23 protein-coding genes are annotated in these 25666 nt (G+C 40.3%); 9 read left to right on the top strand and 14 right to left on the bottom strand.

Annotated features, from left to right (window positions below; translation table 11 throughout):
* Positions 1-81 precede the first annotated feature (81 nt).
* From ABMQ40_RS12355 to ABMQ40_RS12345, 3 genes are read left to right on the top strand one after another with little or no spacing between them, the layout of a single operon-like run.
* Entirely contained in the window at positions 82-1311 is a 1230-nt protein-coding gene (locus ABMQ40_RS12355; protein WP_370900029.1) for an MFS transporter, read from the top strand.
* Position 1312: 1 nt separating this feature from the next.
* Positions 1313-2791: a trehalase family glycosidase gene (locus tag ABMQ40_RS12350; protein ID WP_370900027.1), complete on the top strand. Its 1479-nt coding sequence runs from the start codon at positions 1313-1315 to the stop codon at positions 2789-2791.
* Between the two features lie 24 nt (positions 2792-2815).
* Entirely contained in the window at positions 2816-5263 is a 2448-nt protein-coding gene (locus tag ABMQ40_RS12345; RefSeq protein WP_370900025.1) for a TonB-dependent receptor, read from the top strand.
* 173 nt (positions 5264-5436) lie between these two features.
* On the opposite strand, the gene ABMQ40_RS12340 is transcribed toward ABMQ40_RS12345, so the two are convergent.
* A complete protein-coding gene (locus tag ABMQ40_RS12340; protein WP_370900023.1) occupies positions 5437-6075 on the bottom strand; it encodes an MBL fold metallo-hydrolase in 639 nt (212 codons plus the stop codon).
* 73 nt (positions 6076-6148) lie between these two features.
* Between ABMQ40_RS12340 and ABMQ40_RS12335 the strand changes: the two genes are divergently transcribed.
* Positions 6149-7360 carry a type IX secretion system plug protein gene (locus tag ABMQ40_RS12335; protein WP_370900021.1) on the top strand — a complete coding sequence of 404 codons (1212 nt, stop codon included), beginning with the start codon at positions 6149-6151 and terminating at the stop codon, positions 7358-7360.
* A 172-nt stretch (positions 7361-7532) separates the two neighbouring features.
* On the opposite strand, the gene hemH is transcribed toward ABMQ40_RS12335, so the two are convergent.
* Together hemH and ABMQ40_RS12325 are read right to left on the bottom strand one after the other, a co-directional pair.
* A complete protein-coding gene (gene hemH, locus ABMQ40_RS12330; RefSeq protein WP_370900019.1) occupies positions 7533-8594 on the bottom strand; it encodes a ferrochelatase in 1062 nt (353 codons plus the stop codon).
* Positions 8595-8644: 50 nt separating this feature from the next.
* Positions 8645-9523, bottom strand: coding sequence for a NifU family protein (locus ABMQ40_RS12325; RefSeq protein WP_370900017.1), 879 nt, complete (start codon positions 9521-9523; stop codon positions 8645-8647).
* Between the two features lie 160 nt (positions 9524-9683).
* On the opposite strand from ABMQ40_RS12325, the gene ABMQ40_RS12320 reads away from it, so the two are divergent.
* The gene (locus tag ABMQ40_RS12320) at positions 9684-10217 is read left to right on the top strand and encodes a gamma carbonic anhydrase family protein (protein ID WP_370900015.1); all 534 of its coding nucleotides are present in this window, start codon (positions 9684-9686) and stop codon (positions 10215-10217) included.
* A gap of 107 nt (positions 10218-10324) precedes the next feature.
* Here ABMQ40_RS12320 and ABMQ40_RS12315 read toward each other — a convergent pair whose 3' ends face one another.
* Positions 10325-10783 (bottom strand): hypothetical protein, encoded by a 459-nt coding sequence (locus tag ABMQ40_RS12315; protein WP_370900013.1) that lies wholly within the window; start codon positions 10781-10783, stop codon positions 10325-10327.
* 81 nt (positions 10784-10864) lie between these two features.
* Between ABMQ40_RS12315 and ABMQ40_RS12310 the strand changes: the two genes are divergently transcribed.
* The 3 genes from ABMQ40_RS12310 to ribB all read left to right on the top strand — a co-directional run bounded on the left by ABMQ40_RS12310 (position 10865) and on the right by ribB (position 15501).
* A complete protein-coding gene (locus ABMQ40_RS12310; protein ID WP_370900011.1) occupies positions 10865-12994 on the top strand; it encodes a helix-turn-helix domain-containing protein in 2130 nt (709 codons plus the stop codon).
* Between the two features lie 311 nt (positions 12995-13305).
* The gene (locus tag ABMQ40_RS12305; RefSeq protein WP_370900009.1) at positions 13306-14310 is read left to right on the top strand and encodes an LLM class flavin-dependent oxidoreductase; all 1005 of its coding nucleotides are present in this window, start codon (positions 13306-13308) and stop codon (positions 14308-14310) included.
* A gap of 69 nt (positions 14311-14379) precedes the next feature.
* Positions 14380-15501 (top strand): 3,4-dihydroxy-2-butanone-4-phosphate synthase, encoded by a 1122-nt coding sequence (gene ribB / locus ABMQ40_RS12300; protein ID WP_370900007.1) that lies wholly within the window; start codon positions 14380-14382, stop codon positions 15499-15501.
* A gap of 78 nt (positions 15502-15579) precedes the next feature.
* Here the strand turns inward: ribB and fmt are convergent, their stop codons facing one another.
* The 5 genes from fmt to folK form a co-directional block, all read right to left on the bottom strand.
* Positions 15580-16527 carry a methionyl-tRNA formyltransferase gene (fmt, locus tag ABMQ40_RS12295; RefSeq protein ID WP_370900005.1) on the bottom strand — a complete coding sequence of 316 codons (948 nt, stop codon included), beginning with the start codon at positions 16525-16527 and terminating at the stop codon, positions 15580-15582.
* 78 nt (positions 16528-16605) lie between these two features.
* Positions 16606-18507: a RecQ family ATP-dependent DNA helicase gene (locus ABMQ40_RS12290; protein WP_370900003.1), complete on the bottom strand. Its 1902-nt coding sequence runs from the start codon at positions 18505-18507 to the stop codon at positions 16606-16608.
* A gap of 76 nt (positions 18508-18583) precedes the next feature.
* Positions 18584-20032 carry an OmpA family protein gene (locus ABMQ40_RS12285; RefSeq protein WP_370900001.1) on the bottom strand — a complete coding sequence of 483 codons (1449 nt, stop codon included), beginning with the start codon at positions 20030-20032 and terminating at the stop codon, positions 18584-18586.
* A gap of 78 nt (positions 20033-20110) precedes the next feature.
* The gene (locus tag ABMQ40_RS12280; RefSeq protein ID WP_370899999.1) at positions 20111-21235 is read right to left on the bottom strand and encodes an OmpA family protein; all 1125 of its coding nucleotides are present in this window, start codon (positions 21233-21235) and stop codon (positions 20111-20113) included.
* 21 nt (positions 21236-21256) lie between these two features.
* On the bottom strand, positions 21257-21673 hold the full coding sequence (gene folK / locus ABMQ40_RS12275; protein ID WP_370899997.1) for a 2-amino-4-hydroxy-6-hydroxymethyldihydropteridine diphosphokinase: 417 nt from the start codon (positions 21671-21673) through the stop codon (positions 21257-21259).
* A 21-nt stretch (positions 21674-21694) separates the two neighbouring features.
* Here folK and sppA point away from each other — a divergent pair, with 21 nt between their 5' ends.
* On the top strand, positions 21695-23449 hold the full coding sequence (gene sppA, locus ABMQ40_RS12270; RefSeq protein WP_370899995.1) for a signal peptide peptidase SppA: 1755 nt from the start codon (positions 21695-21697) through the stop codon (positions 23447-23449).
* A 58-nt stretch (positions 23450-23507) separates the two neighbouring features.
* Here sppA and ABMQ40_RS12265 read toward each other — a convergent pair whose 3' ends face one another.
* From ABMQ40_RS12265 to rpmB, 5 genes are all read right to left on the bottom strand, one after another.
* On the bottom strand, positions 23508-23768 hold the full coding sequence (locus tag ABMQ40_RS12265) for a GlsB/YeaQ/YmgE family stress response membrane protein (protein ID WP_370899993.1): 261 nt from the start codon (positions 23766-23768) through the stop codon (positions 23508-23510).
* 72 nt (positions 23769-23840) lie between these two features.
* Positions 23841-24794, bottom strand: coding sequence for a signal recognition particle-docking protein FtsY (gene ftsY / locus ABMQ40_RS12260; RefSeq protein WP_370899991.1), 954 nt, complete (start codon positions 24792-24794; stop codon positions 23841-23843).
* 109 nt (positions 24795-24903) lie between these two features.
* Complete coding sequence (locus tag ABMQ40_RS12255) at positions 24904-25056, bottom strand: DUF4295 domain-containing protein (RefSeq protein WP_002976755.1); 153 nt, start codon at positions 25054-25056, stop codon at positions 24904-24906.
* Between the two features lie 21 nt (positions 25057-25077).
* Positions 25078-25260 carry a 50S ribosomal protein L33 gene (gene rpmG / locus ABMQ40_RS12250; RefSeq protein ID WP_370899987.1) on the bottom strand — a complete coding sequence of 61 codons (183 nt, stop codon included), beginning with the start codon at positions 25258-25260 and terminating at the stop codon, positions 25078-25080.
* A gap of 10 nt (positions 25261-25270) precedes the next feature.
* A complete protein-coding gene (gene rpmB, locus ABMQ40_RS12245) occupies positions 25271-25507 on the bottom strand; it encodes a 50S ribosomal protein L28 (RefSeq protein WP_370899985.1) in 237 nt (78 codons plus the stop codon).
* Positions 25508-25666 lie beyond the last annotated feature (159 nt).

Genomic DNA, 25666 nt, shown 5'->3' with positions numbered 1-25666 from the left:
ATATAGTTCAAATATTGATTTATTGTGTTAAATTAACGTTAAGTTAAATGCCTATATCTTAGCCGGAAAGAAATGATCCTGATGAAAAATTTCAATATCAAGGCAGTTTTATTTTTAAATTATTTCGTTTTTGCGATTCTGTTGAATTCCGTAGGAACGGTTATTCTCCAGGTACAGCAAAACTTCGGGATATCAAAATCGTCGGCGAGTGTTCTGGAGGGTTTTAAAGATCTGCCTATTGCCATTTGTTCTTTCATTCTGGCATCTTTTCTACCCAAAATAGGGATCAGGAATTCTATGCTGATTGCTTTATTTCTGGTAAGCTGTATGTGTTTTGTAATGCCTTTTTCCAACGATTTTTGGTTTTTCAAACTGTTATTTACGATCGTTGGGATTTCTTTTGCTCTGATAAAGATTTCGGTTTTCACCTCTATCGGGCTGGTGACGGATACAGATAAAGAACATTCAAGTTTTATGGGGTATCTGGAAGGGTTCTTCATGATTGGCGTATTGATGGGAAATGTTTTATTCAGCTTGTTTATTGATGATCATAATCCCAGATCTACCCATTGGCTGAATGTATATTGGGTACTGGGTGCCCTTACCACACTGTCATTCCTGTTTCTTTTCTTTTCCAAGCTGAATGAGAAAGAGGCCAGGAGTGAAAAGACCAACCTGTTAGGAGATCTTAGAAACAGTATAAGCCTGTTCAGCTATAAAAAAGTACTGTTTTTTCTGTTGTGTGCTTTTCTTTTTGTACTGGTAGAACAAAGTTTTCAGACCTGGACGCCCACTTTTTATAAGGAAATCCTGAAAGTGCCGACATCCATGAGTATCCAGGCAGGGGCGGTTTTAGCCGGAGCTTTTGCCCTGGGAAGGTTTCTGTCAGGATTTTTTTCAAAAAGATTCAGCTGGATCTATGTGGTTTCCTTTTGTGCGGCAGGTTTTGCTATCAGCTTACTGCTGGTTTTGCCTCTCACGCATGATATTCATATAGATGCCCGTACCAGCTGGCTGAACGCGCCGCTTGTGGTTTATCTGTTTCCTTTGATGGGAGGGCTGCTGGCCCCGATCTATCCAAGTATCAATTCCGTTATCCTGGCTTCAATTCCGAAATATCTGCATAGTGCGATGTCCGGGCTTATTGTGGTTTTCTCTGCCATCGGAGGAACGATAGGTTCCGTTATTACAGGTTTCGTGTTTCAGGAATTCAGCGGACAGCAGGCATTTTACCTTTCACTGATACCACTTTCACTATTGATTATCTCGGCAATTTTCATGAATAAGTTAAAAATAAATCCTAAAAATTAAAATGAGCAAGCAGCTTTACATAAATGAAATCCAGACCCTTTTTGATGAAGTACAGAGATCAGAAATCTTTGAAGATCAAAAGATGATGACAGATGCGGTTCCTTTATTTCCTGTGTCAGAGATCAATAAAAAATATGAGCAGGAAAAACAATCCGAAGGCTTTAACCTCAAAGGCTTTGTAATGTCGAATTTTGACTTTTTGGGAGCAAGGGTTTCTATTCAGAAAGAGGACCATCTGCCCATTGAGCAGCATATCGAACGGCTTTGGGATGAGCTTACCCGCACCGCGTATGAAGAGCAAGGAACCCTTTTAAAGCTGCCCAGACCTTATATCGTTCCCGGAGGAAGGTTTAATGAGTTCTTCTATTGGGACAGTTATTTTATCATGCTGGGGTTGCAGGTTTCGGGAAGAGTAGAAATGATGGAAAATATTATTGAAAATTGTTCTTACCTGATCCGGAATGTGGGGTTTGTTCCCAATGCCAGCAGAACCCATTTTTTAAGCCGTTCCCAGCCACCGTATTTTTCGCTGATGCTTGACCTGCTGTTTGAAACCACCCAGGACGAAACGGTCTATAGCAGGTATCATGATACCCTGGAAAAGGAATATGCTTTCTGGATGGACGGAAATCAGGAGCTGGACAAGGGCTCTGAAATAAAAAGGATCATTAAAACCAAAGACGGGGATCTTTTAAACCGCTATTACGATTCAGAGAATGCGCCCCGCCCTGAAAGTTATCTGATTGATATTGAAGACAGCAAGCGGGCATCAGGGGAAGAATTTTACAGAAATATAAGAAGCGCCTGTGAATCCGGCTGGGATTTTTCCAGCAGATGGTTTGCAGACGGAGAGCATATTGAGACCATAGAAACGCTGGACCTGGCTGAGGTTGACCTCAACTGCCTTTTGTGGCACCTGGAAAAAACACTGGCTAAATCTTCAGCGCTTCATCACCTCACAGAAAAAGAGAATTATTTTACTGAAAGAGCAGCAAACAGAAGACAGATGATCGATAAGTACTTCTGGGATGGAAATACATACAAAGATTATCATACAAAAAAACACAACAACACAACGTCTGAACATATTGCTGCTCTTTATCCTTTGTTTTTAGGCCTGGCCAGCGAAGAGCAGGCTGAGGCTGTTTCCGGTATCATTGCCGAAAAGTTTCTGTATAAAGGCGGGCTTGTTACTACAACAAAGCAATCCGGGCAGCAATGGGATTTTCCGAATGCCTGGGCACCTTATCAGTGGCTTGGATATAAGGCGATGATGAATTACGGTTTTACGGAGTTGGCGGAAAAAATAAAAAATAACTGGTGCTCTAATGTAGAAAGGGTATACAATAATACGGGAAAACTGATGGAAAAATACAATGCGCTGGATACCGAATCTATTGCAGGTGGAGGAGAGTACCCGAACCAGGATGGATTTGGCTGGACTAACGGAGTGTATCTGAAACTGAAAAAAACTAACTAAACAAATATAAAAAATCATAGGGCTATGAGAAAAAAGTCGATCTTTTTAATTGCCGGAATCGCTACGCTTTATTTTAATAATGCGTATGCCCAGGAAACCGTTCCTCAGGATTCCACAAGAACAGGATCTATCGATCAGATAGTTATTACGGGAAACTCAAACCCGAAAAAGAAGATTGAATCCAGTACAGCAATTTCCACTTTCAGTGCAAAGGAAATCCAAAAGCAGAATCCGGTAAGTACTGCTGCTTTGTTACAGCGGGTTCCCGGCTTTGCGGTAGAGACTTCTGGAGGTGAGGTGGGCAATAACCTTTTTGCCAGAGGTATTCCCTCTGCCGGAGCCTACGAATTTGTACAGGTACAGGAAGACGGATTGCCGGTTTTTGAGGACGGCGCTTTACAATTTGCCAACGCGGATAATTTTTTTCGTGTAGATAATACGGTAAGCAGGCTTGAAGCATTAAGAGGAGGTTCCGGATCCATTTATGCCAACAATTCCCCCGGGGGTCTTGTTAACTTTATTTCCAAGGAAGGGACTAATGTTTTCAGAGGCGTGGCCAAATTAGAGACCAGCACTTACGGTTTAATGCGTACCGACGTTAATTTAGGCGGGGCTTTGATCCAGGACAAATTATTTTTCAATATAGGCGGATTCTACCGGACGGATGACGGAATCAGAAAAACCGGCTTCAAGGCCAATAACGGAGGACAGGTTAAAATGAACCTGAAATATGTTTTTGATAAAGGATATGCAAAAGTCTACTACAAAAAGCTGGATGACAGAAATACATTTTATCTTCCGATTCCTTTGGTGCAGGAGGGAAATGACTTAAAAGAATTTCCGGGGTTTGATGCCAATTATGGCACATACAGCTACAGGGCTATCAGCCAGCTTAATATTCCTCAGGCAGGAGGCGGCTTTTTCAGCAGGAATCTGGAGGATGGGATTCATCCGAAAATGGATGTCCTGGGCGCTGAATTCAAATATGACCTGGGCAATAATTTCAGTGTCTTAAATAAAACAAGGTATACTGATATCAATATGAATTATACGGGCATATTCCCGGCAGGCGCCCCTCAGCTTGCTTCCGCCTTTGCTTCGGCCAGTGACATATCCGGGAATAATTATCAGTATTCCCTGGTAGGGAGCGGGTCCATAGTGAATCCCCAGTATGTTCAAAAGCTTGGTTTTTGGGCTATTGATAAGCAAATGAACAATTTTATAAACGACCTACAGTTTAATTATAAATTCGACAAAGGAAATGTTACAGCAGGTTTTTATAAGTCTAACTGGAAATCACATCAGTACTGGAACTGGAGCAATATCCTTACCACAGCTACAGACAGACCCCAGCTGCTTAACCTGGTAGATACTTCTCTTACTCCTGCTGACGTAGGCTATTCAAAAACGTATAACGGGGTCACAGACATGTCTTTCCTGATAAGAGATTCCCAGATACAGGGTAGCCTGAATGACCTGTATCTGAATTTGGATTACAATATTACGGATGACTTAAGTTTCAACGGAGGAATCCGTTACAGCCGTGATTTCTATAAAGGATACGGAGTAAATACAACAACGGCAAATCTGGATAATTCCGGCTTAACCACAGACGGTGTTCATAGCTTCGCCGCCACAACGGCAGATGATAATATGAGCGTTCTGGGAAATAGGTATACCTACTGGTATTATGATATAGATAAGGTATCCTATACGGGAGCCGTAAATTATAAATTCAACAGACAAAATGCTGTATATGCCCGTTTCTCCCACGGCTTCAGGTCTCCTAATGAAGAAGCGTATTACAATAATATGAATAATCTGAGCGACATCAAACCCGTTACCACCAATCAGCTGGAGATAGGATATAAATATTATTCCAGCAGGCTGGATATTGCTGTGATACCTTTCTATTCAGCCCTTAAAAGACTTTCGTTTACGGACGTTTTCTCTGACGGAACTTCAGAGAATAAATTTGCCAACACTACGAATATCGGGGTAGAGCTGGAAGGATATGCAAGATTATTCAATAACCTGCTTGAAGTAGCTTTCAATGGTACCATTCAAAATCCTAAGTATAAGGATTTTACCGGAAGAAATGCCGATGGGACCACTTTCGACTATGACGGAAATACGGTAAGAAGAATGCCTAAATTTTATTTCAATATTTCACCGGCTGTAAATATTACAAAACAGTGGAGGGCCTACGTAAGCATGAACTACTATGGCAAACGATTCCAAAATGAAGGAAATACCGATGATAATATTTTACCGTCATTCACCGAATTTGGTGCGGGAACCTCTTATCAGTTAGGCAAAATACGTTTTGCCATTGATGGAACAAATATTTTCAATACCATTGGTATCACGGAAGGTGACCCAAGATCTCCGGTATCTTCGGGAACTGATCTCAGAATGGCAAGACCGATCATGGGAGCTGCCGCAAGAGCTTCAATAACCCTGGATTTCTAAGCCAAACTATATAATTAAAGCCTGTCTCATCATTGTGGGATAGGCTTTTTATATACATATTGCGGATTGTTCATTTAAAATTCCGATAGGGTTCTTCCAAATCCGGTTGAACTGGCCTGTGGTTTTAAATCAGTCCAATCAATCTATTCTTTAGGTCCAGGTCCGGTTATTTTTTATCTGAAAAAAGGGTTATATTGCTTTTCAAAGCCGATCGTCGTAGGGTTTCCATGTCCTGAGAATACCTTTGTTTCTTCATCCAGAATGAAAAGCTTGTTTCTGATCCCGTTGATTAACTGTTCGTAATTGCCTTTGTACAGATCTGTTCTTCCTATGCTGCCTTCAAAAAGGACATCACCGGAGATCATGAACTTTTGTGAGGGGTTGTGGTAAACAATACTTCCCGGGGAATGTCCCGGTACATGGTATACTTTAAATTTTTCTCCGTCAAGGTCGAGCTCATCACCCTCACTAAGGTATTCGATGTCCACCTGTAAAGGCTGGATTTTAAACCCGAACCGCATTCCGCTTGCCTGGAACATATCTAAAATTTCCTGATCGTCTTTATGCATGTTCACAGGGATTCTGAATGTATTAAAAGCCCACTGCAGCCCGAGAATATGATCAATATGAGCATGGGTCAGAAGTATTTTCCGGATCTGTAAACTATTGTCGCTGATGAATCCCTCAATAACCCTGGTTTCCCGCTCATCCATATTTCCCGGATCTATGAGCCAGGCATTTTTGTTTTCATTATAAAGTATATAGGTGTTTTCGCTGGCGAAATTGAATACGAAGCTCTTAATCTGAAGCATGATCTTCTTTTATTTTTTTATCAAAAATACGATATTATACAGAAAGTCCCGATTTTTCGTTATCTTCGTCGTAATGAAAACTTTACGATTTTTTTTACTTTCTTTGAGCGGATTGGTTTTTGGGCAAAACATCCAAAGTATACAGCTATTCAATCCGCAGACAAATGACGAAACACCTGTAATCGGCTTTAATCAACAGTTAGTTCTGAGCTTTGATGACCTTACCAACTCAAGCGAAATTTACCGGTATACCATCAAGCATTATGACAGAAACTGGAATGATGATAATCTGTTCTTCACGGAATTTGCAAACGGCAGCTTGAACGGATTGCTTGATAAATTCCAGTATTCATTCAATACACTGCAATCCTATACGCACTATACCCTTACTTTCCCGAATGAAAAAATGCAACCTAAAATTTCAGGAAATTTTGAAATAATTGTCTATAAGGATTCTGCGGAAAAGCCACTTTTCAAAAGGAGATTTTATGTAGTGGAAGATGTGGCTACCCTGGCTTTGAATATTTCCAGGATTGCAGATGCCAAAAATCCTAATATTAACCAGAGGGTAGAGGTACAGGCAGTTACCAAGGGAGGAGATTTATCCTCTAATGTCAATTCGATAAGCCTGAATGTGATGCAGAATAATAATCCTGTAATGACGGTTAAAAATTTAAAGCCAAGCTCTACATTAGGAAGCAGGCTGCTTTTCCAGCAAATGAGTCTGACATTTCCGGGAAATAATGAATTTTATTATTTTGATAATAAAAATATGAATATGGCGGCCGATATGGTCCGTGCTACAGAAGTAAAAGACGGCGTTAATTATACTTATCTGCACCCGGTATGGGCGTTTCCGCTTAATTACCAATACCAGCCTGATGTAAACGGAGCATGGTATTACAGGAGAAATGATCTGGGAATTGAGAGAAATGCAGAAAGAGAGGGAGATTACTCCTGGGTACAGTTCTCATTAGATTCCGATCCTGTAGATAAAGAGATTTATGTATTAGGAGGCTTCAACGACTTCAAGCCGGGCAAGGAAAACCAGATGCAATATGATGTAGCTTCAAAGCAGTACATTGCTAAAATATTTCTGAAACAAGGCTTTTATAACTATATCCTGGCCACTAAAGATGCGGACGGATCTTTGAATTTTGGCGAAATCAACGGGAATTTCTGGCAGACCGAAAACCTTTATCAGGCATTTCTGTATTATGCCCCGTTCGGAAGGAACTATGATGGCCTTATGGGATACGGTGAGTTCAGAACTCCGGTGAGATAAATGTATGATCCTTATACAATAACCATATTGAAATAACCTCCATTCCGGAGGTTATTATATTTCAAATAAAGATCTGATGGCCTCTATCCAACGGCCGGCAGTTCTCAGCCGGACAGCCAATGTTGATTCTTACCTCTTCCTGGAATCCGTTAACTCTAACCGGACCTGTTTATTATACCAGGTAAAAATCATTCAGCTTCTCCTCGCACAGGATTTTGATAACCTCAATCCAGCGGTCTTCATCATTCAGACATGGAATGTAATGGAAATTCTCACCTCCGGCATGTAAAAACTGCTCTTTGCCTTCCACCGAGATCTCCTCTAAAGTCTCCAGGCAATCCGAAACAAAAGCCGGACAGACAATGGCCAGATTTTTAATCCCTTTTTTAGGAATAGTTTCAAGAGTCTCATCAGTATAAGGCTCGATCCATTTGTCCTTACCTAATCTTGACTGGAAAGAGACAATTGTCTTTTCTTTTGGTAAATTCAGTTTTTCAATCACCATATCGGTAGTCTTAAAACATTGGTGACGGTAGCAGAACTGATGGCTTGGGTTGGTATCTCTCGAGCAGCAATCATTGAGATTACAGGTCCTGGTAGGATCTGTTTTATAAATATGCCTTTCCGGAACCCCGTGATAGGAAAATTGCAAGGCATCGAAATTTTCCGGAAGCTTTTCCTTAATGCTTTCTGCGAGACAATTAATATAAATATCCCTGTGGTAAAAAGGCTGGATATAGCTGATCCTGATCTCCGGAAATTTCTTTTTCCTTACTTCCTCGGCTTTCTCGATCACTGTTTCTGTGGTACTCATAGCATACTGAGGATACAATGGGAAAAGAACAATTTCGGACACGCCCTGGTCAGCCAGTTTTTGAATTCCTGCTTCAATGCTTGGCTCCGCATATCTCATCCCGATTTCTACAGGGACATCCACCAGTTTTTGTAATTTTTTCCTGATCTTTTCTGTAATGACGATCAGAGGAGATCCCTCATCTGTCCACACTGTTTTATAAGCCTCGGCAGATTTGGCAGGTCTCGTCCTCAGAATAATCCCACGGACCAGCAGAGCTCGGAAGATCCATCGGTAATCAATTACCCTTTCATCCATTAAAAATTCATCAAGGTATTCCTTTACATCATGTACTGCCGTAGATTTTGGCGACCCGAGGTTTACCAGCAAAATCCCTTTCTTTGGTGGTCCTGGATTCGGGAATTGAGATTCTTTCTGCAAAATTTTTATTTCTAAAAGATTAACAATCAATAATAAAGTGAAACAGGTTTCTATCCGTTTACTGCCTCTACTTTTTCTACCAGATCAGGTAAAAACTGCTTCAGGATATTTTCAATACCGTTCTTTAAGGTTGCTGTGGAGCTCGGGCATCCTGAGCATGCGCCCTGTAGAAGCATTTTTGCCGTTTTATGTTCCTGATCATATTCCATGAGTGAAATCTTCCCCCCGTCATTTTCTACTGCCGGAGCTACATATTCGTTCAGCACATCAGAAATTTTCTGCTCTTCTTCCGTATAATCCCTGTTGATGATTTTTTCCACAGGGCTCTCATGTTTCTGGGGTTCCAGTCTGGAAATTTCACCTCCGTTCTGAAGGTATTCAGCGATCAGGGCACGAACGGCCATCATTACCTGATGCCATTCAACAGAGTTATTCCTTGTTACCGCCACAAAGTTATCCGAAATGAAAACTTCCGTAGCAAAGTCGAACTCTTTGAAAATGGCTTGTGCCAGAGGAACCTGGTCTGCAGCTTCTCTCGACTTTACCTCTACGAAACCGTCGATCAGCAGTTTGCTGGAAACAAACTTCATTACATTGGGATTAGGGGTCATTTCCGCATAGATCTGATACATTTCCTTTCTTTTCTGGATATAGATCCTTGGATTGGCCAAGAGCTCGTCCTCAATCACGTTCTTAAGGCTTTCGGCCACATGCTCCCATTCCACAGTATCCTGCTTGGCAACGGCCACAAAATTGGCGGTAATGAAAATTCTTTCTACAAAGGGATAATTAAAAAGTTCCTGTGCAAGAGGAATTTCCGTAATATCTGAATTTCTGTCCAACTCTAAAGATCCCGGAATTAAGTTATAATCCGCAACAAATTTCATCACTTTCGGGTTTTCGGTTGGTTCTATAATTATAGTACGCATTTTTTCGTTAAATTTGAGATACAAAAATACGCAAATTAGAAGTTAGAAGCTGGAAATAGAAGTTAGATTTTTGCTATCACGGCAATTTAGAAGTTAGATGCCGGAATGATAATTTCAAAATGCGTTCAATTTCACCTTAAAATATCATCAAATTAAAGCTATGGCACTTATAAAAGAACTTTTAGGCAAAACACCACAAATCGGAAAAAACACCTTTCTGGCAGAGACCGCAACTGTTATCGGAGACGTTACTATGGGCGAAGATTGCAGTATCTGGTATAATGCCGTCATAAGGGGAGATGTTCACTATATCAGAATGGGAAATAAAGTCAATGTCCAGGATAATGCGATGCTGCACTGTACCTATCAGAAGCACCCGCTGAATATCGGAAACAATGTTTCAATAGGGCATAGTGCTATTGTTCACGGCTGTACTATCCAGGATAATGTTTTAATAGGAATGGGGGCCATAGTGATGGATGACTGTCTGGTAGAGGAAAATTCTATTGTAGGTGCAGGCTCTGTGGTTACACAGGGGACACACATCAAGTCCGGAGAAGTATGGGGTGGGGTTCCCGCAAAAAAAATCAAGGATATCAATTCCCAGTTGTTGGAAGGAGAAGTTAACAGGATCGCTGACAATTATGTAAAATATTCTTCATGGTATAATGAAGACGTTAAAGAAAGAGGTTAAATCATACTTAACCGAATACAAAAGCTCTGTCCTTCGACAGGGCTTTTGTATGATAATCCTTAGTGAAAAACTCCTGATGAGTTAAGTTATTAAGTGTACAGATCCTGTTATTGAGTAGTCGTTTCCGTAACCAGCACCGCTTTTTCCTTGCTGCATTTAACGGCGGCGGGAGGAACTACCAGCATACAATCGGATGTAATTTTATATTTTTCATTGAAGGCCTTTACCTTTTCCGTATAATCGTTGATTTTGGGCAGGATGGTAGCTTCAAGTTTTTTAGGATAGGCAATATACATCTGAGGGCCGCCGCAGGATTTTGCACCCATTGGAGCAAAAGTCCATTCCTGGGCATCAGTGCATTTTTCTTTGGCAATCTCAGACAGGATGGAAGCTTTCAGTTTATCCAGCTGGGCCTCGTCATATTTCTGGCTGCTTTCATCTGCCGGTCTCTCAGAAATGTCCTTGGGCAAATTGAGGCTGGCATTTTTTGCTGAATTGCAGGAAATCAGGGCAAGTGTAGTACATAATACTATAGCCGGTATCTTTATAAATAAAACTTTTATCATAATTTCTGTTGATGATCAATAATTTTCAAAAGTTATGCCAACACAAAAAAATCAAATTCATTTCCGTAATTTTGACAGGCGATGAACAATCATTTTTTTGACTTAATAGAATATACCAACAGAAGCGTCTTTCTTACAGGAAAGGCAGGAACCGGGAAAACGACTTTTCTTAACGACTTTGTAAAAAGAACAAGGAAAAAGCATATTGTTGTGGCACCTACCGGAATTGCGGCCATCAATGCGGGAGGTGTTACCATTCATTCCATGTTCGGATTGCCGTTGAGAACATTTCTGCCTACTACAGACCGTATTGATGGGAGCATAGCCAATAATATCGCTGACCTGATGCCCCATTTCAAATACCGTAAGGACAAGCTTAAGCTTCTGAGGGAGGTTGAGATCATTATCATTGATGAGGTTTCCATGTTGCGGGCAGACGTTCTGGATATGATGGACTTTTCGTTGCGGTTTATCAGAAGGAACAACCAGAGGTTCGGGGGAGTCCAGATGCTGTTCATCGGAGACCTGTATCAGCTTCCGCCCGTGGTAAGAGATGAGCAGGTTTTAAGACAGTATTACCATTCACCCTTTTTCTTTGACAGCCATGCCATTAAGGAAATTCCTTTGATCACGATCGAACTTACGAAGGTCTACCGGCAGTCTGACCAGGAATTTCTTGAAATCCTGAATGCCATTCGGGACGGTGATGTGGACAAGATAGACTTTGACCTCCTCAATAAAAGATACGATCCTGATTTTGAGAGTGGAAACGAATCTTATGTTTACCTGTGCTCGCACAATAAAATGGCGGATGAAATCAATCAGGAAAAACTGGCAGGAATAAAGCTGGAAGCCAAAACTTATGAGGCCAAGCTTTTCGGGGAATTTAAGGAAAATCAGTTTCCGAACGAGCAGTTCCTGGAATTAAAGGTCGGGGCACAAATTATGTTTATCCGGAATGATGTTTCACCGGACAAAAAATACTTTAATGGGAAATTGGGAGAGATCTCTGCTTTGGATGAAAATGAGATCCGTGTGATCCTCGACGGGAGCGAAAGGGAAATCACCGTAAAAAGGGAGGTCTGGGAGCAGAAAAAATATTTTCTTGATGCGGAAAAAAATATCAAAGAAGAAGTTCTGGGCAGCTTTGAACAGTTTCCGGTAAAGCTGGCCTGGGCAGTGACCATTCATAAGAGCCAGGGGCTGACATTTGATAAAGTGATTATCGATGCGGGGAAAAGCTTTACCGCCGGTCAGGTATATGTTGCGCTTTCGCGCTGCAGAACACTGGAAGGAATTGTACTTAAGTCTCAGATTACCCCTGATGTTATTTTTAAAGACAACAGGATCTTACAGTTTCAGGGGGACACACTTGCCAATGATCATGTAGAAGCTATTCTTGATCAGGAAAAGTATGACTATAGCATAAGGAAAGTTTTACGTACTCTTGATTGTCTCTGGTTTTTACAGGAGGTGGAAGACTGGAATACACTTTCCATGACTACAAAAAATATTGACCGGGTGAAAACCAGCCAGCTTTACCTTCAGCTGAAACATGAAATCGTCAGTCTTGGAAAGATTTTTGAAAAGCTGGAAAGGATTATTTTTCAGAAGGTTAATAATTTTATTAGCCAGAAGGAAGAATGGACCGAAATTGAAAATAAAATCAAAGGGGCCGTTAATTTCTTTTTTACAGAGATAAGGGATAAAATTTTTAATCCTTTAAAAGAATTTTATGCTGAGATCAAAGGAGCGAAAGGCTTAAAACAATACAATGAAGAATTCAGGACCTGGCTGGAGGATATTGAAGAATATCTGAACAGCCTGAAAGACATCCACCTGCTGGAAACAAAGCTTTTGGATGAAAAGCACAACGGAGAGGTTAATTTGAAGATTGCAAAAGTTCCGTCACAGGTTCTGACCTTTCAGCTTTTTGAGCAAGGAAAGACCATTGCCGAAATTGCACTGGAAAGAGGTTTGGTAAAGGAAACCGTGATCGGGCACCTGGCTAAATTTGCGGAACAGGGATTATTGGATGTTTCCAGGGTGATCACTTCGGATAAAATCAGGATTTTTGAGGACGAGTTTAATAAAAACCCCCACGAAACCCTCACAGAGTGGAAAAATGCGCTTCCGGGAAACTTTGAGTTTAATGAAATCAGGATTCTGCTTAACCACTTTACGTATCAGAAAAATAAAGTAAAGGGTTAAATAACTCGAAACTTAGCCGATAAAAACCACATGGGCAGGGCACAAAACTGTTGATTTTATTTCTTAGCAGCAGCCTGTGCTGTTTTTTCAATATCGTAATTTATCGGAACTGCCTTCACCGAATCCGGCTGGAATTTCTATGCTGGATGGTAAGCAGCCAGATATCTGATAACTCTCATGCTGTCACGAACTAACAATTTCAATAGTTTTTCCATGAAACTATCGATCAATCCTATCAATTACAAAAAGTAACCAATACAATTTATATCCTTTAAATTTGTTTGGTTTTTTCAGACCTAAAATTTAAAACTATGAAAAATTTTGAAATTTCTGTTTTAGACCTTGCGCCTGTAAAGCAGGGAAAAAGCATTCATGATACATTTCAGGACAGTTTGTCCCTGGCTAATCATACTGAAAACTTAAACTATAAAAGATTCTGGCTGGCGGAACACCATAATATGGAAAGCATTGCCAGCTCCGCCACTTCCGTTCTGATCGGCTTTATAGCCAATGGGACGAAAAAAATAAGGGTAGGATCGGGAGGTGTGATGCTCCCGAACCATAGTTCGCTGATTATTGCTGAGCAATTCGGAACATTAGAATCACTGTTTCCCGGAAGGATAGACTTAGGATTGGGAAGGGCTCCCGGAACAGACGGATTAACGGCAAAAGCGCTGGGAAGAAACCCGATGATCATCAATGAGCAGTTTCCAAGGCAGATTCTGGAATTACAGACTTATTTTTCAAAAGAAAACTCGGATGCACTCGTTCGTGCGATTCCCGGAGAAGGTCTGGACATCCCTCTTTATATTCTGGGTTCCAGTACAGACAGTGCCTGGCTGGCTGCGGAGCTCGGGCTTCCGTATGCATTTGCCGGGCATTTCGCTCCGGAGCAGATGGAAATGGCTTTTAAAATTTACAGGGAACATTTTGAGCCTTCAAAACAGCTTGACCAACCTTACGTAATGGCCTGTGTCAATGGGATTGCCGCTGAAACTTCGGAAGAGGCTCACAAAATTTCAACAACCCTGTTCCAGGCATTTATCAATATTGTAAGGAATGACAGGAAGCCTTTTGCTCCACCTGTTGATGATATGGATGAAATCTGGTCACCTATGGAAAAATCCATGGTATTGCAGAAATTAAGATATACTTTTATTGGTGATCAAACCGAAGTTGAGGAAAAATTAAGCAGTTTCCAGGAAAAATTCAATGTTGATGAGCTGATTATCAATTCTCACATTTATGATCATCAGAAGAGGCTGGATTCCTACAGTATTTTCAGGAAAGCTGCCGACTCCCTGTTTAAAGCTTAACAAACCATTTATATTAATTGGAAGGTGCTTATTTTTATGAGTATCTTTGCACAAATTTAAAAAGTAAAAATGTCTGATATTAAATTGAATACTATTCCTGAGGCTATTGAAGACCTTAAAAATGGTAAAGTAATTATAGTTGTAGATGATGAAGACAGAGAAAATGAAGGAGATTTTCTTTGTGCCGCAGAGCTTACAACCCCTGAGATCATCAATTTTATGGCTGTTCACGGGAGAGGGCTTATCTGTGTGCCGCTTCCGGAAAAACGATGTGATGAGCTGGGCCTGGATATCATGGTAAGCCGAAGCAGTGATCCTAAGGAAACTGCTTTTACGGTGTCTGTCGACCTTTTGGGAAATGGAACTTCCACAGGGATTTCCGCAGGTGACAGGGCAAAGACGATCTTAGCTTTAATGGATGAAAAATCAAAACCAACGGACTTTATGAGGCCGGGGCATATCTTCCCCCTTCGTGCCAGAAAAGGCGGTGTTTTAAAAAGAGCAGGGCATACGGAAGCAGCAATTGATCTTACTCATCTGGCGGGATTAAAGGAAGGAGGAGTGATCTGCGAGATTATGAACGAGGATGGCACTATGGCCCGTTTACCGGAACTGTATGCTTTCGCCCAGAAGCATGATATAAAAATCGTGTCTATTGAAGATCTGATCCACTATCAGCTTAAAAAAGGTAATCTTATTGAAAGGATTGAGGAAAGAAAAGTCAAGACTTATTACGGAGAATTTGATTTCTTTGCATTCAGGGAAACCTCCAATGATCAGATTCATTTTGCGTTGACAAAAGGTGCATGGACGGTTGATGAGCCGGTACTGGTAAGGGTTCAGTCGTCTGATTCCTATTTTGATGTTCTGACAAGATTGAATAACGGTGAAAAGCCTTTGCTGGAAAAGGTGACCAATATGGTGAATGAAGCCGGGAAAGGTGCTATTATCTTCATTAATAATGTTTCTAATTCAGAAAACACCCTGAGAAAGCTGCAGCAGTTCTTGAATTATCAGGACGGACAGGAGCAGCATCCTACATTAGCCTATAATTACAGGGATTACGGGATCGGAACGCAGATATTGAAGAACCTGGGAATCAATAAGTTCAAGGTTATCACTCAGAATCCGGATATCAAGCCTCAGGTTGGAGGATATGATGTTGAGGTTACTGAGATGGTTCAATTATAAATTATCACTTATTGCCGAAGCGGGTTATCCGTAAAATTGGTAATAAAGTGCTCGACGAAATAAAAATGGCCTGATAAATCAGGCCATTTTTATTTCGTCGAAATTCCGGAATCCGTTCAGAAAGTCCTTTACATTCATTCTTTTTTTTCCTTCCAGCTGTAATTCCAAAGGATAATAAATACCGTCCTGGGTGTAAATCTTAAATTCATTTTTTGAAATTTCCAGAGTTCCGGCCTTTTTTCCATGATCGGAAATCTCAAATCTCCCTCCGAATATTTTTAGTCCTTTTTCTTCATCCCCTAGTTTTAAAGTAGTAAAAGCTGCGGGATAAGGAGACATTCCGAGGATGAACTGATGAACAGTTCTGGCCGGGGCATTCCAGTTAATCCTGGTATCTTCCTTAAAGATCTTGTAGGCATTTTTAGGATGTTCAACCTGCGGCTGGGGCTTTTCTTCAATAGAGTTCTCAGCCAGTCCGTTTAAGGTTTTTACAACCAGCTTTGCGCCCATTACCATCAGCCGGTCATGGAGGCTTCCCGCATTTTCATCCGGCATGATTTCCAGCTCTTCCTGCAGGAGGATGTTCCCTTCATCAATTTTTTCATTGATAAAGAATGTTGTAGCTCCTGTTTTCGTTTCGCCGTTGATAATGGCATAATTGATGGGAGCAGCACCTCTGTAGTCCGGAAGAAGGGAAGCATGAAGATTGAAGGTCCCCATTTTAGGCATTTCAAATAGAACCTTAGGCATCATTCTGAAAGCCACCACTACAAAAACATCGGCATCCAGCTTTTTGAGCTCTTCCAGGAACTGCGGGTTTCTAAGCTTTTCAGGCTGGAAAACGGGAATATGATGTTCAGCAGCAAAAATTTTTACGGGAGACTGACTGATCTTCTGGCCGCGGCCGCTTGCTTTATCAGCCACCGTCACTACACCCACGATTTTATGATCGGATTGATATATGGCCTCCAATGAAGCTTTTGCAAACTCAGGAGTACCTAAGAAAACTACTTTCAATGATTTCATGGCGCAAAGATAATCTTTGTTGATTTAAAAATTAAATAATTGTGATTCATTGAGCCGGGACCTGTTGTCCGGTTATCCTTATGCTAACGTGTATGTTCTGAAATTCAGCATTTTCACCTTTCCGGAATCCAGCAGAAAAATGAGATTTTCCAGAATGTTTTCCTTTGAATGATAGCTTAGCTGTACAGACAGCTCCTCAATGGTTGAAGGTTTTTTAGCTAAAAGATCAATGATCTGGGCTGAGATATTTTTTCCGAAAATAGATTGTTTGTTTTTTTCACATACAAAACATTTCTTGCAATTTTTAGAGTCCTTTTCTCCGAAATAGGAAAGAATAAGTTTCATTTTACAATAGTCATTATTCTCTATGTAAAATTTCATTTCTTCCCATTTTTGAATTTTATTTTTCTGAATATGTTCAAAGAGTTTCCAGTACGCTCCGTTGATCGTTCTTTCATCCCGAGGTTTCAGAAATTTTATGCTGGATAATGCGCCGTCAACATATTCGAGGTAATTTTTTTGCTGCAGTTCTTTCAGGCGTTCCTTTATGAGATGTATGCTTACGCCGGTTTTGCTACTCACCTGCTGCTCGCTGAACATCACTTTATGAGTGGTAATCCCTGAAATTGTACGAAGAAGAAGCTCGATGAAATAGGAATCCTTAGGAGGCAGCTGGTCTATCTCATCGGCCTGTATCAGCAATTGTAATGAGGACAGGCTCTTATTTTCATTATAGAAAATGATCTCCTGATTATGCAGAAAGTTCAGGACATTTTTAATTTTTGCCGCTGATAGTCTGGTGAAGTTCTGTATGCCGGCTGTATTCAGCTGGAATACCTTTTCAGGAAGTTCAAACTCTGCAACCTGGAAAATAGAGTAGACATAAGTGATGATTCTTAAAAACTCACTTTTACCGGGGATTTGGTTTTTGAGGATCTGATCAAAGCTGGATAATTCCTGCTTATTCCACAGCAGGAAAGCAAAGCTGTTTTTTCCGTCTCTTCCGGCCCTGCCTATTTCCTGATAATAATTTTCTAAGGAAGCGGGAGGGGAATAATGGATGACAAACCGTACGTTATCCTTATCTATTCCCATTCCAAAGGCATTGGTGGAAACCAGAACATGCTGATCACTATTATTCCAGACGCTTTGTTTTATATTTTTCTCCCTGGTGGTTAATCCTGCGTGAAAAAAATCAACATTTTTCAATTGGTTTTTATGCAAAAACTCCGTAAGAAGCTCAGCCTCTTTTCGGGTGCGTACATATATGATCCCTGATTCGTTGGTATACTTTAGAATATTTAAAATCCTTTGGAATTTATCGGAAACCTCCTCAGTGAAAATCCTTATGTTTTCTCTTTTAAAGCTTTTCTGAAATATTTCAGGGTCTTTGAGTTCCAGTTTCGTTTTTATTTCTTCCAGTACTTTGGGGGTAGCCGTTGCGGTCAGGGCCAGGCAAGGGATCTCCGGATTGTTTCTTCTGAATTCTTTTATATTCTGATAGCTGGGCCTGAAATCCTGTCCCCATTCTGAGATACAGTGCGCTTCATCCACAGCGATAAATGAGAGCGGAATGATCTCTATATTTTGTAAGAACTGAGTATTCGTTAATCTTTCCGGGGAAATGTATAATAATTTCGTTAAGCCTTCTTTGCAGCGATCATAAATGGCTTCAGCATCATATTCGTCCAGTTCAGAAGATAAGTATTCCGCCTCTATTCCTCTGGATTTTAACTGGTTTACCTGGTCCTTCATCAGGGCAAGCAAAGGGGATATGACCAGGCAGGTTCCTTCTTTCAGTAAAGCGGGAAGCTGATAGCATAAAGATTTTCCTGCTCCTGTAGGCAGGAGTACCAGAGTATCTCTTTCCCTGAGGACAGAGTCTATAATTTCCTCCTGTGAATCTCTGAAGCTGTCATAACCCCAAAAGAAATTCAGGGTATCATACTTTAGCCGACGAAAGTCTTTTTGAGAAATCATAGGGTAAAAATAAGGAAAGTATTAAGACAAAAAAAGCCACGCAGGCTTGCGTGGCTTAATTTATAGATAAATTGGATTATTTTGCTTCAAAGTATACTCTTCGGTTAGCTCTGTTTTTCCATTCAGGACATTTAGTAGCAGGATTACACTCAGGGTATTTAAGGTCTTTCTCACCTCTACCGATAGCATTTAACTTAGAAGAATCCACACCGTTTTTGATCAAATAATCTTTAACGTTATTAGCTCTTCTTTCTGATAGTCTTTGGTTATAAGCGTCAGAAGCTCTTGTATCGGTAGCCCCGATCACGTTATAAGAACCGTTTGAAGAGTTAATATAGTTTACGGCATTATTAAGGATAGGCGTGTTGGATGGTAAGATTCTGTCTGAATCCAGATCAAACTCAATTCCTTCCAGTTTAGTCTCTGTTTCTACAACAGGCCCGGTTGTAGTTGTAGGACAACCATTGTTTTCTACAGGTCCAGGAACCGTTACACACTTATCGTATAGATCGATCACTCCGTCAAGGTCTGTATCAAGGGCAACACCAGCTCCGTCAACTCTTGCACCGGCAGGAGTATCAAGTTGTCTATCCCAATCGTCACAAACGCCATCATTATCAGCATCACCTTTCTTACAAACTTCAATGTCTTGATTTTTATTAGCTAAAACATCCAGTTTGTAGTAGATTTCCTGTAATGGGTCATGCCACATCAGGTGAGATTCGTGTTTTCCTAGCTTAAGAGAAATCCCTAAAGTTGCGTTAAAGAAGTTGTCAGAAACCTGTTCTTCACGTCTGTTGATATCGCTGTATTTGTAGCCGCCGCCATCAAATTCATCATCTCCGGTCATTACGTACATCAATCTACCTTCGATATCTAATCTTCTGTTAACCTTAAATTTAAGACCGGCACCAGCCTGAGCAAACATAGAACCAAGTTTGAATGGCTTAAGTTCCGTTACCATTCTTTGTCCTTTTTCGTCTTTCTGGTAAGCTCTATACGCTAAAGTACCAATACCTGCATACCCGTGTAATGCCCATCTGTATGGAGAGTGGTTATCAACTCTTCTCAAAAGGTTGGAGAAATTGATGTCTCCTAAGATAGAGATCGCATCGTATTGGGTTCTGGCTCCTACCTGTTGGTATTTAGAAGCGTCAGCAGGGGCAGGGTCTTTGGTATTGAACCACCCTTGTCTGGTCTCTCCTCTGTCATATTGTAATTTAAGACCAAAAGCATGGGTAATCGCTTTATCAATACTGATATATGCAGAATAACCAAAAAGGTTTTTTCCGTTACCGTTCTTTATAGATGTTAAATCTGCAGATTGAATCAAAGGAACACCGGCACCGATAGAGATCGCCCAATCATTGAATCTTTTTGATTGTGTCGTAAACGGAGACACGTTAGCAGAGCCGGAAGAAAATGTATTCGGATATTCTCCATTTGAAACTGCCGTTGAGTCTTGTGCAAAGCTCGCTGTAGGAACAGCCAATGCTAATGCAACAATTGCTAAACTTAATTTCATAGTGTATTTTTTATTTAGTTAATTAAATGATTATTTTTATTTCAGTAGTAGAAATGGTTCCTATTCTGTATAGCTGAATTACTTACCAGCAGTAGCGGTAGTAGGACAGCCATTGTTTTCTACAGGTCCTGGAACTGTCACGCATTTATCGTATAGATCAATCACTCCGTCAAGATCCATATCCAATGCAACTCCGGCTCCGTCAACTCTTGCACCGGCAGGAGTGTTCAGTTCTCTGTCCCAGTCATCACAAACGCCGTCATTATCATTATCTCCTTTTTCACATACAACAAGGTCTGTTGCTGCGTTTTCTAGAACATTGGTTCTATAATAGGCTTCTTGCAAAGGATCATGCCATGCCAGATGAGACAGGTGTTTACCTATTTTGAAAGACACACCAAGGTTAACGGTCCATAAGTTATCTGACCGCTTGTCATTAAGCATATTGTATTTTGAAACTTTCGAACTGGTATCATAATCAGCAGGACCTGCCCATCCGCCACCGTCAAATTCATCATCACCGCTAAATATATACATGGTTCTAGCCTCAATGTCGATTAATCTGGATACGTTATATTTTAATCCCAGACCTACCTGATAGAAAAGGGAATTGATATCCAGCTTCTGCTTAATAAACAGAGGAACTCTTGCAGGACTTGTGCTCCATCTGAACTCGTTATTGTCATGCAGAGATGTATTGTAGCTCATGACACCGATACCTCCGTAACCATGAAAAGCCCATCTGTAAGGAGAATGGTTGTCCACTCTTCTCAAAAGATTTGAGAAGTTGATATCTCCTAATAAGCCAATCTGGTTATATTTGGTATTGGCTTCAGCAACACCGGCCAGCTGTCCGGCTGCGCCTCCCAGTTTCGCTTTCTGCGTAGTTTCACCTCTTTGATAGATAAGGCTTACACCAAATGTATGGGAAATCTGTTTATCTACACTTACGTAAGCATTATAGCCCCAGTTGACCTTTTTATCGTAAATGGAATTAAGATCGGAATGCACCATGAATGCTGCACCACCACCAACTGAGATAGCCCAGTCGTTAAACCTTCTGGCCTTATTATCGAAAGGTTGAACATTGGCAGAACCTGAAGAAAAAGTATTCGGGTATTCTGTAGAAGAACTAATTGCAATACTGTCCTGCGCGTAGGTAGCGATAGGTAAGGCGGCCAATAATAATAAACCTAATTTCATACAATATGTTTTATGTTTCGTTTAAATAAAATCTTTTAATAATGTTTTTGAGAATTCCCTTTCAAAAAGATGCTTCTTATGAGGGATTTCCAATCTTTCTGATAAAAAATTTAGTTCATTAAACTTAACGATATCAATGTCTATTATTCTGTCTGTATAGCCTCCGGACACCTTTGAATCGTTAAATCTTCCCATCTCGGCCTCAATACTTTTAACAAAATCAAGCAGTTGAATCGGCGAAAGATGTGTCAACATTATTGTTGCAATATTACAAAAAATATTGGAACTGGCAAATTCTACCGGCTCAGATATTAAAAATTCACTTATTTTTAATATTTCATTTCCCCCTTGTTTGAGTTTTTCCAACGCTGTTTCCAGATTCTTTTTTTTCTCTCCAAGATTGCTTCCGAGTAACAAAATGACTTTATGATGCGACATATTGAGAAATTGATTTGATTTATGAAAAGTTTTTTTAAAAATGTCCTGGCAAATATAGTGGCAATTGTCATATTATGTGTCGTGTTTTTCTTCTTTTTCATTATAATGCTGGTATTCGGTTCAATGGGGAGTGAAAAATCAGTAATAGTAAAGAAGAATTCTATACTTACGATTAATCTTAAAACCAATATTATTGACAGCCCTACTGAAGAGCAGATGGGTTTATTCAACTTTAATGACCAGAGCAGGAGTGTACTGATCTATGAAGCGCTTGAAGCCATTAATAAAGCGAAAACGGACGATAATATCAGAGGGATCAGCATAGAGGCTGATGATCTGAATGCCGGAATCACCCAGATTGATGATTTGAGAAATGCCCTTGAAGATTTTAAGAAAAGCGGAAAGTTTGTATATGCCTATGGAAATTCGGTTTCACAGGGGGCTTATTACTTGGGGTCCGTTGCTGATAAATATTATCTGAACCCATCCGGGATGATCGAGCTGAAAGGTCTTGCCACGGAAGTTACCTTCTTCAAGGATTTTGCTGATAAATATGGCATAGGAATCGAAGTGATCCGCCATGGAAAATTTAAGTCTGCGGTTGAGCCTTTCTTAAGAAATGACATTTCTCCGGAAAACAGAGAGCAGCTCAGTACCCTTTTAAACGATATCTGGAAAAATACCTCTGCAAGAATTGCAGTATCAAGAAAGATAGACACTGCACAGTTCAGAACCGTAGTAGACAGCTTATACGGAATGATCCCGGAACTGAGCCTGAAATACAGGCTTGCGGATCAGCTGATTCAGAAGGCGCAGTACGACGAACTGATCAAGTCTAAATTAAACTTAAAAGAAAAAGAGAAATTAAATAAAATTTCATTAAGAAAATATATTGCTTCCTACGCTGCTGATGAGAAATCAGGAGACAAGGTGGCAGTGCTGTATGCTTCCGGTTCTATTAACAACGGGGATAATTACAATGAGATTTCCTCCGAAAAATATATTAAATACATTAAGGAGCTTCAGGAAAACGATAAGGTGAAAGCTGTTGTATTCCGTATCAATTCCCCTGGCGGAAGTGCCAATGCCTCAGACGAAATCCTGTTTGAGCTTCAGCAGCTGAAAAAGAAAAAGCCGCTTATTGTTTCTTTTGGTGATTATGCTGCTTCCGGAGGATACTATATTGCCATGGCGGCAGATAAAATTTATTCCGAGCCTAATACCCTTACCGGCTCTATCGGAGTTTTCGGATTGATGCCTTATTATAAGGAGATTGCCAATAAAAACGGGATACGCTCGGATATTGTTGCCACCAATGCCAATTCTCAGTATTATTCCGCTTTGAATGGGGTCAGCCCTTATGGAGTAAACATGATCACGAAAAGTGTGGAAGGCACTTATAAAAGATTCGTACATTTCGTGACTCAAAACAGAAAACAGACTTTTGAGCAGATCGACAATGTAGGTGGGGGAAGGGTATGGAGCGGAACCCGTGCCAAGCAGATCGGTCTGGTAGACGAGCTGGGTACTTTAAATGATGCAGTGAAGTTTGCGGCACAGAAAGCAGGATTAAAATCCTACAGCATTGCTTCTTATCCCAGAAAAATGACTGCTTTTGAACAGATTTTCCAGGATTTGAATGAAGATGATGTGGAAGCAAGAATTATCAGGAATAAAATAGGTAAAGCCAATTATGAGATCTTACAGCAGATCACAAACGAAAAATTGCAGTCCGAAATAAAAATGGAAATGCCTTATCAGATAAAGATTAACTAAATTATATTGTACACAAAAACCCCGGATTTTATTTTGAAATCCGGGGTTTATTTTTTATCTAACGTTTTCTCGTGGCCATTCCATATATCCAGAGGACAATCAGAGCTCCCCCAATAGCCAGTATCCAGCTTCTCGGATTCCAAAAAGTGGTTACGTCTCCCCAGTTAAGGATATAAACTCCTATGGCTCCTCCTACGAATGCTCCTACGATACCTAATATGATAGTCATTAGCCAGCCTCCTCCCTGATCTCCCGGCATGATCATTTTTGCAATTGCTCCTGCAATAAGACCGAATAAAATCCATGTTAGAATTCCCATAATTTTTAATTTTTTAATTGTTAATATCTGTGAACTTGTACGTGCTAATTTAAAAATAAAACATGATAAAAATCATCTTTTTTTGAAAAAAGAGTCAACAAATTCCGTACCATTGAACAATTGCAGGTCCTGCATCTTTTCGCCGACACCGATATATTTTACAGGGATCTGAAACTGGTCGGATATCCCGATCACCACGCCGCCTTTAGCTGTTCCGTCAAGCTTGGTTACGGCTAATGCATTAACCTCGGTAGCAGCAGTAAATTGTTTTGCCTGCTCAAAGGCATTTTGTCCTGTAGAGCCGTCCAGCACCAGTAATATTTCATGGGGAGCATCGGGGATAACCTTTTGCATTACTCTTTTGATCTTGGAGAGCTCATTCATCAGGTTTATCTTGTTATGGAGCCTTCCGGCGGTATCTATAATAACTACATCCGCATCTTGGGCGACTGCGCTTTGTACGGTGTCAAAAGCAACGGAAGCCGGGTCTGCTCCCATGCCCTGCTTTACGATCGGAACATCCACTCTTTCGCTCCAGATCGTTAGCTGGTCTACGGCGGCAGCCCTGAAAGTATCAGCAGCTCCAAGGACCACTTTTTTCCCTTTGGATTTAAACTGATAGGCTAATTTCCCAATGGTTGTGGTCTTGCCTACACCGTTTACCCCTACTACCATAATAACATAAGGTTTCTTGGTAGTATCTATATTTCCTGTTCCGGCATGGGGATTTTCAAGCAGCAATCCTGAAATCTCCTCCCGGAGAATCTTATCCAGTTCGCTTACATTTACATATTTATCTCTGGCAACACGTTCTTCAATTCTTTCTATGATCTTAATGGTGGTGGATGCGCCCACATCGGATGCAATGAGTACTTCTTCCAGGTTATCCAATACTTCGTCATCTACTTTGCTTTTCCCGACTACTGCTTTAGTCATTTTTTCAAAGAATCCCTGGCTGGATTTTTCCAATCCTTTATCTAAAGTTTCTTTTTCCTCTTTCTTAAAAATGTTTTTAAACCAACTCATATCAGAATTTTGATTTTATATAGGATGTTGTGTTGTCTCTGCTTAACAAAGATAACAAAAAAACTACCCAAAAGCTGAGTAGTTTTTTATATTGTAAATAAAGCGTAGATTATTTTTTCAAATAACCGTCTACTTCGTCTGCATTCATTACTTTTTCTTCGAAAACGTAAGCACCTGATTTAGATGACTTCACCATTTTCACCACTTTGGTCATTTTTTTAGACTGACCGCTTTGTAGGGTTGCTACTACTTTTTTTGCCATGGTAAATTATATTTTAATAAATTACTTGATTTCTTTATGAACGGTATATTTCTTAAGAACAGGATTATACTTTTTAAGTTCTAATCTCTCGGTAGTGTTCTTTTTGTTTTTGGTTGTAATGTATCTGGACATTCCAGCCATACCGCTTTCTTTATGTTCTGTACATTCAAGGATTACTTGAACTCTGTTTCCTTTTTTTGCCATGATTTCTTAATTATTTAATAAATCCGTTTCTTGTTGCTCTTTCAAGAGCCTCTTCAATTCCAATCTTGTTAATTATTCTCAATCCATGAGCAGAAACTTTTAACGTTACGTGCTTATCTTGCTCCGGAAGGTAAAACTTCTTCTCCAATAAGTTAATTTCAAAACGACGCTTCGTTTTGTTATTAGCGTGAGAAACGTTGTTACCAACCATTGCACGCTTTCCTGTTATTTGGCAAATTCTTGACATATCTCGATGTTCTTATTTGTACTATAATATTTGAGAGTGCAAAATAACGAAGAATTTTTGAGATAGACAAATGTTTTAGAAAATTATTTACAAATAACTGATTGATTAATAATATTGAAATCCGCGTCATAATTTCAGTCAAAATCTGCTGATACCTAT

The organism is Chryseobacterium gossypii (assembly GCF_041361455.1).
GTDB lineage: Bacteria > Bacteroidota > Bacteroidia > Flavobacteriales > Weeksellaceae > Chryseobacterium > Chryseobacterium gossypii.
The sequence above is the reverse complement of the archived record's forward strand: the minus strand, read 5'-3'. Positions and strand labels throughout refer to the sequence as shown.